Origin of the sequence: Bradyrhizobium sp. URHD0069, from assembly GCF_000701345.1 — a bacterium.
Lineage (GTDB): Bacteria > Pseudomonadota > Alphaproteobacteria > Rhizobiales > Xanthobacteraceae > Bradyrhizobium.
The window spans coordinates 63,729-76,724 of the sequence record NZ_JNIJ01000005.1 but is presented as its reverse complement, the minus strand read 5'-3'; the positions used below and the strand labels follow the sequence as shown (position 1 = coordinate 76,724).

Sequence of the window (12,996 nt, the reverse complement as noted above, 5' to 3'; positions counted from 1 at the left end):
GCCATGCAGGATTGGCGAGGTCGTAGGGCAGCTCGCCGAGCGCGATTAGCCTCAGCCCATCCATCAATCTTCAGCGCCGGGACGCTTCCTATCCATCGCATTCCCCCGCTAGAAATGATGCTCTTATCTTCGAAGACCAGCGTTGAGGGCGAGGCTATCACCGTCCCCAAGCGGCTTGCAGCAGGGCGTCCTTCGGCTGCTGCTACAAGCGATTGCGGCCGCGCGAAAAAACTGCAACGTCTTTGTTGACCCTCCGCGCCTGCCGCTGCCCCGTTTCAACTGAAGCCGAGAGACACATGCATTCAGTGTTCGCCGCCCCCGCCCCATCAGCCATTCCCGTTACGTTTGCGACCAGGGAATCGTGGGATGCGATCTGCGCTGACCTTCCCGGCGAGGCCCGGCAGTTCGCGAAAGCCAATGGCTTTGCCGCGAAACCTGGGGCGTGCCTCACGCTGCCCTCTGCGGACGGACGCATCGCGCAGGTCATCTTCGGTCTGGAAGACGAAACCAGTAAACACCGCGACCTGTTCCGGCCCGGACAACTGCCCGGCCTGCTGCCGGCGGGTGTCTATCGCTTCGCCAATGCGCCGCACGATACGCGCCTCGCTACGCTCGCCTTTGCGCTCGGCAGCTATCGCTTCAGCCGCTATCGCAAGACGGATGCGCCCGCCGTGAAACTGGTCGCGCCCGATGGCATTGATATCGCAGACATCACGCGAATGGCGGAAGCAACGCAGCTTGCCCGCGACCTCATCAACACGCCGTCGAACGATATGGGGCCGGAGCAGTTGGCGCTGGCCGCGCAGCATCTTGCCGAGCGTTTCGGCGCCGATTTCAACTGCATCGTCGGCGACGAGCTGACGCGGCAGAATTTCCCCTTGATTCATGCGGTGGGGATGGCGTCGTCGCGCGCGCCGCGGCTGATCGATTTGACCTGGGGCGATCCCGCTCACCCCAAGGTCACCCTGGTCGGCAAAGGCGTGTGTTTCGATAGCGGGGGGCTCGATCTGAAGCCCTCCAGCGGCATGCTGATCATGAAGAAGGATATGGGCGGCGCCGCCAGCGTGCTGGCGCTGGCGCTGATGGTGATGGATGCGAAGCTTAAAGTTCGGCTGCGGGTGCTAATCCCCGCGGTCGAGAATGCGGTCGCCGGCAACGCCTTCCGCCCGCTCGATATCTTCACCTCGCGCAAGGGCCTTAGCGTGGAGATCGGCAATACCGACGCCGAGGGCCGGCTGGTGCTGGCCGACGCCATTGCGCTGGCCTGCGAAGAAAGGCCTGATCTGCTGATCGACCTCGGCACCCTGACCGGTGCGGCGCGCGTGGCGCTGGGTCCCGATTTACCGCCCTTTTACACGAATGATGAGACGCTGGCGTCCGACTTGGCGACTTGCGCGAAACAGGAGAACGATCCGTTGTGGCGATTGCCGCTGTGGCCAGCCTACGACGCCTGGCTCGATTCGAAGGTCGCCAACATCAACAACGCGCCGTCGGGCACCTTCGCCGGCTCCATCACCTGCGCGCTGTTTCTGCAACGCTTCGTCGAGGACGCAAAGAGCTGGCTCCATGTCGATATCTACGGCTGGACGCCGTCGGCTAAGCCGGCACGGCCCGAGGGCGGCGAATGCCAGGCCGCCCGCGCGATCTACAAATTGCTCGGGCAACGCTATGGATGATCCGCGCCTGACACCGGCGCGGCCTGAGCTTGCCGCGAAATATCTCGAAGGCAAGGTCGCGGCGGCGCGCTTCGTCACCGGCGAAGAGTTCGAGATATCGGATGCCATCGCGCCGCTGCGCAGCCGGCCGAGTGCCGATGCCGAGCTTTCCACGCAGGCCCTCAAAGGCGAGCGCGCAACCATCTATGATCGCACCGGCGAAGGCTGGGCCTGGGGCCAGTTGAAGAGTGACGGCTATGTGGGCTGGCTTCCAGATCGCGCGCTGGTAAAGCCCGGTGCTCCGCCGACGCACAAGATCACGGCGTTGCGGACATTCGCGTTTCCGGGGCCGTCCATCAAACTGCCGCCGGTCGATACACTGCTGATGGGGACAATGGTCACCGTAACGCGCGAGGATGGCGCCTTCGCCGTGACGCGCGAGGGTCTTTATCTGCCGCGGCAGCATGTCGGTAGCCTCGACGAGATGGCGGCGGATTTCGTCGCGGTGGCCGAACGGTTTGTCGGTACGCCGTATCTCTGGGGCGGCAAGAGCAGTCTTGGGATCGATTGTTCCGGCCTGGTGCAGGTTTCACTGAACGCCGCCGGAATCGGCTGCCCGCGCGACAGTGACATGCAGCGGGACGGCCTAGGCCGCGCATTGGATCCGGCGGAGTCAAAGAAACTGCAGCGTGGCGACCTGATTTTCTGGAACGGCCATGTCGCCATCGTGCGCGATGCCGATACGATCGTGCACGCCAATGCGTATCACATGACGACCGAGGTCGAGAACAGGCGCGAAGCCATCGCGCGCATCAAGGCGACCATCGGCATCACCGCGATCAAGCGGCTGACTTGAACGCCATTAAAACTGCGTCACGCCGTGGCGCGTATTCCTCAAGAGCACGCCTTCTGACTTGATCCGAGGGTCGGTACCGGTCTTGCGAATGGAATACGCGCAAGCCATCAAGTCGCAGTTTCGAGCCGGAACGCCGCGGCGAACAGCGCGCGCGTGTAATCGGACTTCGGGTTCTTGAACAGCACCGAAGCCGGCCCTTCCTCCACTACCTTGCCCTGACGCATCACGATCAGATGGCTTGCCAGTGAAGCGACCACGCGCAGGTCATGCGAAATGAACATGTAGGTGAGGTCGCGCTTGCGCTGCAGTTCGCGCAACAGATCGACCATCTGCGCCTGGAACAGCATATCGAGCGCGCTGGTCGGCTCATCCAGCACGACGAAATTCGGCTCCAGCACCGCGGCACGGGCAATGCTGATGCGCTGGCGCTGGCCGCCCGAGAATTCGTGCGGATAGCGAAACCGCGTATTGGGATCCATGCCGACATCCCTGAGCGCCTTGATCACGCGGGTCTCGCGCTCCTGTTGTGAAAGCGAGCGCTGATGCACGCTGAGGCCTTCCGCCACGATGTCGCCGACCGACATGCGCGGGCTGAGCGCGCCGAACGGATCCTGGAACACGATCTGCATGTCGCGCCGGAACGGCCGCATCGCCTTGAAGCGGAGGCCCTGGATATTGCTGCCCAAAAAAACGATCGGGCCATCCGATGAGATCAGCCGCAGCAGCGCCAGGCCGAGCGTGGTCTTGCCGGAGCCGGATTCTCCGACCACGCCAAGCGTCTCGCCCTTGCGCACGGAGACATTGACGCCATCGACCGCCTTGATGTGTCCGACCGTACGGCGCAGCAGACCGCGCTTGACCGGAAACCAGACTCTCAGATTGTCGGCCGACATCACGACAGGAGAACTGGGGCGGGGCGGCGCCGGGTCGGGCTTGGGCTCCGCCGCGAGCAGCGCGCGTGTGTAGGGATGTTTCGGCGCGGTAAAGACCTGCTCCACCGGTCCCTGCTCGACGATCTTGCCGCCATTCATGACGCAGACCACGTCCGCGATGCGGCGAACGATGCCGAGATCGTGGGTGATGAACAGCAGGCTCATGCCGAGCCGGGCGCGAATCTCCGCCAGCAGCGTCAGGATCTGGGCCTGCACGGTGACATCGAGCGCTGTGGTCGGCTCATCCGCGATCAGCAAATCCGGCTCGTTGGCGAGCGCCATCGCGATCATGACGCGCTGGCGCTGGCCCCCGGACAATTGATGCGGATAGCTGGCAAGCCGGGTTTCCGGCTGGGGAATGCCGACCTGGGTTAGCAGTTCGAGCGTTCGCGCCCGCGCTCTGGCGCCGCTAATTCCGCTGTGAAGCTGCAGGATCTCTCCGATCTGGGCCTCGATCGTGTGCAGCGGATTGAGCGAGGTCATCGGCTCCTGGAAGATGATCGAAATGTCGTTGCCGCGAATGCCGCGCATCTCGCGCTCGGGCAGATCCAGCAACTCACGGCCCTTGAAGTGAATGCTGCCCGACGGATGCGATGCGGTCGGATAGGGCAACAGCTTCAGGACCGACAGCGCGCTGACGGATTTTCCGGAACCGGATTCGCCGACCAGCGCCACGCAATCGCCCCGCTTGATCTCGAACGAGATACGGTCGACCGCGACCGAGGTGCCGCTCGGCTGGTGAAACGCCACCGACAAATCGCGGACATCGAGCAGGGGTTGGTTGATGACGTCCATGCCGGCTTCCTATCGAAACGTCTTGCGCGGATCGAAGGCGTCGCGCGCGGCCTCGCCGATAAAGATCAGCAGCGACAACATGATCGCGACCGAGAAGAATCCAGTGAAGCCGAGCCAGGGCGCCTGCACATTGGCCTTGCCCTGCGACAGCAATTCGCCGAGCGATGGCGAACCCGGCGGCAAGCCGAAGCCGAGGAAGTCCAGCGCGGTGAGCGTCATCACCGACGACGACACGATGAAGGGGAGGAACGTCATGGTCGCCACCATGGCGTTCGGCAGCAGGTGCCGGAACATGATCACGGCATTGGAAACGCCGAGCGCGCGCGCCGCCATGATGTATTCGAAATTGCGGCCGCGCAAGAACTCCGCGCGCACCAGGCCGACCAGCGACACCCAGGAGAACAAGAGGAGGATGCCGAGCAGGATGAAGAAGCCGGGCGGCAGCACGGCCGAGATGATCAGAAGCAGATAGAGCGAAGGAATCGCGGTCCAGATTTCGATGAAGCGCTGGAAGATGAGGTCGACCCAGCCGCCGAAATAACCCTGCACGCCGCCGGCGGCAATCCCGATGATCGAGGAGAGGATGGTCAGCGTGAGGCCGAACAGCACCGAGATTCGGAAACCGTAGATCAGGCGCGCGACGACGTCGCGGCCCTGGTCATCGGTGCCGAGCCAGTTGTATTCGAGATCGCGGCAGCTCTTCAGGCCTTTCTTCTGCACCACTTCCTTGCACTGCGCCTCCGTCAGCATCCAGGTCGGCTTCGACGGCGCCGGCGTCGGGAGGTCGAGATTATGGGTGCCGTAGGAATAGCGGATCGGCGGCCAGATAATGGTGCCGGCCTTCTCGGCGATCTGCTTCTGCAGATAGGGATCGCGGTAGTCGGCAGTGGTCTCGAAGTCGCCGCCAAAGGTGGTCTCGGCGTAGTTGAAGAAAATCGGCCAATAGAGGCGACCGTCATATTTGACGACGAGCGGCCGATCGTTGGCGATGAAATTGGCAAACAGCGAAATCGCGAACAGCGCGAGGAATATCCAGAACGACCAGTAACCACGGTGGTTGGCCTTGAAATTCTGCCAGCGCCGCTTGTTGAGCGGCGAAGGCTGCAGGGGATGTCGCGTTGGTGGCGCGGCTTCGCCAAGCGGCGACTGCGTCGTGGTCTCGACCGGCTGGGGCGCAAGCATCGCCATCAGACTTCCCGCGACTCGAAATCGATCCTGGGATCGATCCACATATAGGCAAGATCGGAGATCAGGTTCACCACCAGCCCGACCAGGGAAAAAATAAACAGCGTGCCGAACACCACCGGATAATCGCGATTAAGCACGCTCTCGAAGCCGAGCAGGCCCAATCCGTCGAGCGAAAAGATGGTTTCGATCAGCAACGAACCGGAAAAGAAGGCGTGGATGAACGCGCTCGGGAATCCCGCGATCACGATCAGCATGGCGTTGCGGAAGATGTGATTATAGAGCACCTGCCGTTCGCTGCAGCCCTTGGCGCGCGCGGTCATGGCATATTGCTTGCGGATCTCGTCGAGGAACGAATTCTTGGTCAGCAGCGTCATGGTGGCGAACGCTCCGAGCGCCATCGAGATCAGCGGCAGCGTGAGGTGCCAGAAATAATCGATGATCTTCCAGTACCAGGGAAATTGCGCCCAACCGTCCGAGGTCAGGCCGCGCAGCGGGAATATGTTGAAGAACGAGCCGCCGGCGAACAGGATGATCAGAAGGATCGCGAACAAAAAACCTGGGATAGCAAAGCCGACGATGATCACGGCGGACGTCCAGGTATCGAACCGCGACCCGTCCTGGACGGCCTTTCGGATGCCGAGCGGGATCGAGATCAGATAGGTCAGGAGCGTCATCCAGATGCCGAGCGACATCGATACCGGCAGCTTCTCCTTGATTAATTGCAGCACGCTGACGTCGCGAAAGTAGCTCTTGCCGAAATCGAAGCGGGAGAAATTCCACACCATCAGCAGGAAGCGTTCGGGCGCTGGCTTGTCGAAGCCAAACTGCTTTTCGAGATTCTTGATGAAGGCAGGATCAAGCCCCTGCGCGCCGCGATATTTTGAATTGACGGCGTCCGCCGACGCGCCGGCTTGCGGGCGCGCGCCGAAATCGCCGCCGGAAGAGCCGGAGATACGCGAGGCCGCCCCGGTATCGGAGCCATTGATCTGTGCGATTACGCGCTCGACCGGACCGCCCGGCGCGAACTGCACGACCACGAAGGATACGAACAGGATGCCGAGCAGCGTGGGCAGCATCAAAAGAATGCGGCGGGCGATATAGGCGCTCATGGGCTATTTCGCCTGTTCCATGGCACCGGGCGATTTCGCCGTCCACCAGAGTTCGATGACACTGACCCCAGAATATTTCGGCAGGGTTGGCGGATGGCCGAATAGATCCCAATAGGCCAGCCTGTGCGTGTTGGCGTACCACTGCGGCACCCAGTAACGTCCGGCGCGGATCAGCCGGTCGAGCGCGCGCGCCGCGAACACCAGCTTCGGCCGAGTGTCGGCCGCGATCAAGGTCTCCACCATCGCGTCGATGACGGGATCGGCGATCCCGGCCAGATTGTTCGAGCCTTTGGTGGTCGCCGCCTGCGAGGTGAAAAAGGGCCGCAGCGAGTCGCCGGGGACGGTCGAGAAACCGAAGCGCTCGATGAGCAGGTCGTAGTCGAAATCGTCGCGTCGCGCCCGGAACTGCACGGGATCGACCAGCCGGATCGTCGCCTCGATGCCGAGCGTGCCGAGGTTCTTGATGAAGGGCGCGTGATGCGGCTGGAACGATGGCTCATCGAGCAGGAACTCGATGCGGAAGACTTCGCCTTGCGGCGTCATCCGCTTGCCATCCTTGACCGGGCAGCCCGCCTCCTGGAGCAATTGCCCTGCCTTGCGCAACAGCGCGCGGTCCTGCCCCGAGCCGTCCGAGACCGGCGGCACGAAGGGCGGGCCAAACACCTCCTTTGGCACCTTGTCGCGGAACGGTTCGAGCAAGGCGAGTTCTTCAGGCGAAGGCGGCCCGACCGCCATCATGTCCGAATTCTGGAATACCGAATGGGTGCGGGCATAAGACCCGTACATGATGGTCTTGTTGGTCCATTCGAAATCGAAGGCATAGTTGAGCGCTTCGCGGACGCGCGGATCCTTGAACCTGTCGCGGCGGGTATTGATGAACCAGCCCTGCGCGCCCGATGGCGTTTCGTCTGGTAGTATCTCGCGCTTGACGCGACCGTCTGTCACGGCCGGAAAATCGTAGCGCGTGTTCCAGATGCGCGAGGTGAATTCTTCGCGGTACAAGTAATTGCGTCCTGTGAAGCCCTCAAAGGCAACGTCGCGGTCGCGGTAGAACTCGTAACGGATCACGTCGAAATTGTAGCTTCCGCGGTTGACCGGCAGGTCCGCACCCCACCAGTCCTTGACCCTCTCGAACTCGATGAATCGGTTGACCTCGAACTTGCCGACCTTGTAAGGCCCGTTACCCAAGGGGATATCGAGAGTGGACTCGTCGAAGGGATGCGTCGCGTAATAGGCCTGCGAGAAGATCGGCAGGCTCGCGACGAACAGCGGCACGTCGCGGCCGCGCTTCTCGGCAAAGGTGACGACCAGCGTGCCGTCGTCAGACGCCTCCGCCTTCAGCATGTCGCGCACCTGCTGCGCGATGATCGGATGACCCTTGCTCTTCAGGATGTTGAGCGAGAACGCCACGTCCCGCGCCGTAAGCCTGGCGCCATCGTGGAATTTCGCTTCGGGACGGATCGTGAAGCGATAGATCAGGCCATCGGGCGAAATCGCCACCGACTTGGCTGCAAGACCGTACATTGCATCCGGCTCGTCGCCGGCACGTGCCATAAGAGCCGCAAAGGTCAGGCCCATGCCCTGCGCGCCATCGCCCTTCAAAATGAAGGCGTTAAGCGAGTTGAAGGTCAGGAATGACTGGTTGTAGGCGCGGTTCGACGGGATGGTCGACAGCAGGCCGCCCTTCGGCGCGTTCAGATTGACGTAGTCGAAATGGTGGAAGTCGGTCGGGTATTTCAGGTCGCCGAAGGCCGACATGCCGTGGACGTCAGGACCGATCTCCACCGCCGGCGCCGGCCGGGCCAGCGACGCGCTCAGCGCGCCCACCCCGAGACCGAACACATGCCGGCGAGAGAAAAGCGCCATGCGGGAGATGTCCTTCACGACCGTTTTGCGATCCGTGCCGCCTTGTCCGCGTCATACCACCAGATCGCCGGGAAGCCCGACAGACCATATTTGGGCAGTTCCGCCGGGCGGCCGAAGCGGTCCCAGCGCGCCGTACGCACCTTTGAGTAATTCCACTGCGGCACGACATAGTGATTCCACAGCAGCACGCGGTCGAGCGCCTTGGTGGCGGCGACCAGATTGTCGCGGTCCTTTGCGAAAATCACGCGATCGATCAGCTTATCGATGGCGGGATTCTTGATGCCGACAATGTTGCGCGAACCAGCCATGCCGGCGGCCTGCGATCCCCAGAACTCGCGCTGCTCGTTGCCGGGCGACAACGACTCCGGCCAGGACCCGACCACGATGTCGAAGTCCCATTCGCGAAGCCGGTTCTCGTATTGGATGGGGTCGATCGTGCGCACGCTGACCGCGATGCCGAGCCGCTCCAGCGAGGGTTTGTAGAACAGCATGACCCGTTCGAATGTTGGATCCTGGCTCAACAATTCGACCGCGAGCTGCGTCCCGGTCTTGGTATCGACCAGCTTGCGATCGCGCACCTCGTAACCGGCTTCCTTCAACAAGCGCAGCGCCTCGCGAAGATTGTCGCGCACGGCTTCCGGACTGCCTCCCACGGGGTTGCTGTAGGCGGTCGTAAAGACCTCGGGCGGAACTTCGGCGCGCAACGGCTCGAGGATTTCGAGCTCTTTGCCTTGCGGCAGACCGGTCGCCATCAGTTCTTCGGCGCCGTCGAAATAACTGCTGATGCGCTTGTACTGGCCGAAGAAAATCTGCTTGTTCATTTCCTCGAAGTCGAATGCATAGTTCAGGGCGCGGCGCACCCGAGCATCGCTGAATTTGGCGCGACGGATGTTCGGCGCAAAGGCCTGCATGAGGCCGGAGCTGCGGTTGGGAAATTCTTCCAGCAGCACGCGCTTCTCGGAAACGGCCGGAAAATCGTACTGGGTCGCCCAGGCTTTGGCGCTGTTCTCCGTGCGCCAGTCGACCTGATCGGCCTTGAACGCCTCGATCGCAACGGTTGCGTCCCTGAAATATTCGTAGCGCAGCTCGTCGAAATTGTTGCGGCCGACATTTGCCGCGAACTCGCGGCCCCAATAATCCTTCACGCGCTCGAGCGTGACGGTCCTGCCGGCGACGAATTCCTTGATGCGATAGGCGCCCGACCCCAACGGCTGTTCGAGCGTGGTCGCGGAGACGTCGCGCTTGCGGCCGGAGCCGTCGGTGCCTTCCCACCAATGCTTCGGCAGGATGGTGAGCTGGCCCACGATCTGCGGCAGCTCACGGTTGCCCGGCGCATCGAAAACGAACTTCACCTCGCGATCGCTGAGCTTCTCGGCCTTGACCACGTGGCTGTAGTAAGCCGAGTACATCGGGTGATATTTCTTGAAGGCGTCGAGCGAGAAGATCACGTCGTCCGCCGTCACCGGCTTGCCGTCGTGCCATTTGGCCTGCGGACGCAGACGGTAGATCACATAGGAGAAATCGTCGGGATGGCTTGCCGCTTCGGCGAGCGCGCCATACTCGGTCGAGACCTCGTCAAGCGCCGGCGTCGTCAGGGACTCGTAGATGAGCGATGCGGCCGCCGCGACCGAGCCTTTGACACCTGCCACCACGATGTTGAAATTGTCGAAAGTGCCGATGAAGATCTGGCGCGCCACGCCACCCTTGGGCGCGTCCGGATTGACGTAATCGAAGCGCTTGAAGTCGGCGGGGTATTTGATGTTGCCAAACAGCGACAGCGCGTGGCGCCAGGCGAGTTCGCCGTTTGCGGATTGTGCCATGGCCGGATCGGCCGCGGGCAGGCCGGCTACGCTCCCCAGCGCCGGGGCGATCGCGGCGATGGCGCCGCTTTGCAGAAGATGCCGTCGGGTAATCGCCAAATGAAACATTCCTGTCGTTAGCAGAGACACCTATTGACGCGCCATTATAAGGCAAGGGTTCGACCGATTATGTTGCTTTTTCCTCATGATACCAGCCCGGAAGCACTAGCAGTGCGGCGAAACGTCCCGATAACGGGCCGGTGACCGGAATCAAAAACGGCCAGACAATGCCCGGCCGTCGATCCTTGAAGCCCATGTGGAGATATCGGGGGCCGTTATTTCGACGCCGTCGGCAGCGGAACCGGGTTGTCCGAGAGCGTGCGCAGATAGGCGATCACGTCGGCGCGCTCGCTGTCCTTGGAGATGCCGGCGAATCCCATCGCAGTTCCCGGGATGAAGCCCTTGGGATTGGCGATGAACTTGTTGAGGTCGTCGTAAGTCCAGGTCCCGTCCTTGGCCTTCATGGCAGCCGAGAAATTAAACCCGCGCCCCTCGCCTCTGTGATCGTTGACGATTCCATAAAGATTCGGACCGACGCGGTTGGGGCCGCCCTTCTCGAAGGTGTGGCAGGCGACGCATTTCTTCGCCGCGGCAGCACCCTTTTCGACCGAAGCGGTTTGCAGCAATTTCTCGATCGGCTCGGACGGCGCGGCCGCAGCTTCCTTGGCGCCGCCTTGCGGTTGTTCCTTTACCGCGATTTCGAAACCCGGCTTTTCCGGCATCGCCGGGGCAAAAATTGCACCAGCCGCGAAGCTCGTCACCATCAGAACAAGGCAGGTGCCGAGAACTGCACCGAGAATTTTATTGAGTTCAAAGGAGTCCATATTGGATCAGGCTCCAGCCCGGAAGGTCGACTTTAGGCCGGAGAGACGGCCGCGAATGAGCATCAGGAATCAGGCTTTCGCACCGCCCCCTCAGCAGCGTTGAGATATCGGGTTGCCCGTGCTCTGGCAACCCGTATAAATGCGCCGACTTTCGACCATTCCCCATCATTTCCAGCTTGTTCTCAACGGGGTCCAGACCTCACTCTGATGACCGAAACCCGCAACTTAGTGCTGATTCCAGCCCGCATGGCCGCGACCCGCCTGCCCGGCAAGCCGCTATTGGATATTGCCGGCCTGCCGATGATCGTCCATGTGCTGCGCCGGGCCGAGGCGGCGCAAATCGGCCGTGTCGCGGTCGCCACCGACACGCCGGAAATTGCGGCGGCGGTGAACGCCCACGGCTTTGAGGCGGTCATGACGCGCGCCGATCATCCGTCCGGATCCGATCGCATCCATGAGGCGCTCGGCAAGCTCGATCCCCGGCGCGAGGCTGAAATAGTCGTCAATCTGCAGGGCGATTTTCCGACCATTCGCCCGGACAACATCCGCAGCGTGCTCGCCCCGCTCGCCGATCCCGCGGTCGATATCGCAACGCTTGCCGCCGAAATCCACACCGAGGAAGAGAGCACCAACCCGAATGTGGTGAAAGCTGTCGGCGCTCGCTTAAGCGCGAGGCGGCTGCGCGCGCTTTACTTCACACGCGCCACGGCGCCTTGGGGCGACGGCCCGCGCTACCATCACATCGGCCTCTATGCCTATCGCCGTGCGGCACTGGAGCGTTTCGTTGCGCTCGCTCCTTCCGTGCTGGAACAGCAGGAAAAACTCGAGCAGCTGCGGGCGCTCGAGGCCGGTATGCGGATCGACATCACCATCGTTGACACGGTGCCGCGCGGCGTCGACACGCCGGCCGACCTCGAAACCGCCCGCCAAATACTGGCAAAAACCTGAGCGGCTGATACAAGGCGCCATGACCCAAACCATGAAAATTGCATTCCAGGGCGAGCCGGGCGCGAATTCCCATATCGCCATCGCCGAAGCCTATCCAGACGCGGAGCCGCTGGCCTGTCCGACCTTCGAAGACGCTCTGGCGACGATCGCCTCGGGCGAGGCCGATCTGGGCATGATCCCGATCGAGAACTCGGTCGCCGGCCGCGTCGCCGACATCCATCATCTGTTGCCGCAATCCGGCCTGTTCATCGTCGGCGAATGGTTTTTGCCGATCCATCATCAGCTGATGGCGCCGCGCGGCGCCAAGCTTGCCGATATCAAATCTGTCGAAAGCCACGTCCACGCGCTCGGGCAGTGCCGCCGCATCATCCGCAAGCTCGGCATCAAGCCGATCGTCGCGGGCGATACGGCAGGGTCCGCGCGCATTGTCGCCGAACGCGGCGACAAGAGCTGCGCAGCGATTGCTTCAAAGCTTGCCGCCGACATCTACGGCCTCGATATCCTGGCCGAGGACGTCGAGGACGAGACCCATAACACCACGCGTTTTGTGGTGCTGGCGCGCGAGGCCGACTGGGCCAAGCAGGGCTCGGGACCGCTGGTCACCACCTTTGTTTTCCGGGTGCGCAACCTGCCAGCCGCGCTTTACAAGGCGATGGGCGGCTTCGCCACCAACGGCGTCAACATGACCAAGCTCGAAAGCTACATGATCGACGGCAATTTCTTCGCCACGCAATTCTACGCCGATGTCGACGGCCATCCCGAGGACAGCAACCTCGCCTTTGCGCTGGAGGAATTGAAATTCTTCTCGCGCGAATTCCGCATCGTCGGGGTCTATCCCGGCCATCCCTTCCGCGCGACGTTCAGCGAGAAGCCGGAGTGAATGAGGTCGTCATTCCGGGGCGACGCGCAGCGTCGAACCCGGAATCTCTGCGCCAAATCATCTCTGGATTCCGGGTTCAGCCCT

General features: G+C 62.3%; 10 protein-coding genes. 4 read left to right on the top strand and 6 right to left on the bottom strand.

The window, feature by feature from the left end:
- The first annotated feature begins 296 nt into the window (after positions 1-296).
- A complete protein-coding gene (locus tag N554_RS0100335; RefSeq protein ID WP_029581639.1) occupies positions 297-1,676 on the top strand; it encodes a leucyl aminopeptidase family protein in 1,380 nt (459 codons plus the stop codon).
- The gene (locus N554_RS0100330; RefSeq protein WP_029581638.1) at positions 1,669-2,511 is read left to right on the top strand and encodes a C40 family peptidase; all 843 of its coding nucleotides are present in this window, start codon (positions 1,669-1,671) and stop codon (positions 2,509-2,511) included. Before N554_RS0100335 ends, N554_RS0100330 begins: the two co-directional genes overlap by 8 nt.
- 107 nt (positions 2,512-2,618) lie before the next feature.
- Here N554_RS0100330 and N554_RS0100325 read toward each other — a convergent pair whose 3' ends face one another.
- The 6 genes from N554_RS0100325 to N554_RS0100295 form a co-directional block, all read right to left on the bottom strand.
- Positions 2,619-4,238: an ABC transporter ATP-binding protein gene (locus tag N554_RS0100325; protein ID WP_029581637.1), complete on the bottom strand. Its 1,620-nt coding sequence runs from the start codon at positions 4,236-4,238 to the stop codon at positions 2,619-2,621.
- A gap of 9 nt (positions 4,239-4,247) precedes the next feature.
- Entirely contained in the window at positions 4,248-5,426 is a 1,179-nt protein-coding gene (locus N554_RS0100320) for an ABC transporter permease (RefSeq protein ID WP_029581636.1), read from the bottom strand.
- Positions 5,426-6,535: a microcin C ABC transporter permease YejB gene (locus N554_RS0100315; protein ID WP_029581635.1), complete on the bottom strand. Its 1,110-nt coding sequence runs from the start codon at positions 6,533-6,535 to the stop codon at positions 5,426-5,428. Before N554_RS0100315 ends, N554_RS0100320 begins: the two co-directional genes overlap by 1 nt.
- Before the next feature lie 3 nt (positions 6,536-6,538).
- Positions 6,539-8,401 carry an extracellular solute-binding protein gene (locus N554_RS0100310; protein WP_029581634.1) on the bottom strand — a complete coding sequence of 621 codons (1,863 nt, stop codon included), beginning with the start codon at positions 8,399-8,401 and terminating at the stop codon, positions 6,539-6,541.
- Between the two features lie 14 nt (positions 8,402-8,415).
- Positions 8,416-10,320: an extracellular solute-binding protein gene (locus N554_RS0100305; protein WP_029581633.1), complete on the bottom strand. Its 1,905-nt coding sequence runs from the start codon at positions 10,318-10,320 to the stop codon at positions 8,416-8,418.
- Between the two features lie 215 nt (positions 10,321-10,535).
- Positions 10,536-11,084, bottom strand: a complete 549-nt coding sequence (locus tag N554_RS0100295; protein ID WP_029581632.1) for a c-type cytochrome — start codon at positions 11,082-11,084, stop codon at positions 10,536-10,538.
- Positions 11,085-11,291: 207 nt separating this feature from the next.
- Between N554_RS0100295 and N554_RS0100290 the strand changes: the two genes are divergently transcribed.
- Both N554_RS0100290 and N554_RS0100285 read left to right on the top strand, forming a co-directional pair.
- Positions 11,292-12,032, top strand: a complete 741-nt coding sequence (locus N554_RS0100290; RefSeq protein ID WP_029581631.1) for a 3-deoxy-manno-octulosonate cytidylyltransferase — start codon at positions 11,292-11,294, stop codon at positions 12,030-12,032.
- 19 nt (positions 12,033-12,051) lie between these two features.
- On the top strand, positions 12,052-12,912 hold the full coding sequence (locus tag N554_RS0100285) for a prephenate dehydratase (RefSeq protein ID WP_029581630.1): 861 nt from the start codon (positions 12,052-12,054) through the stop codon (positions 12,910-12,912).
- The last annotated feature ends 84 nt before the right edge of the window (positions 12,913-12,996 follow it).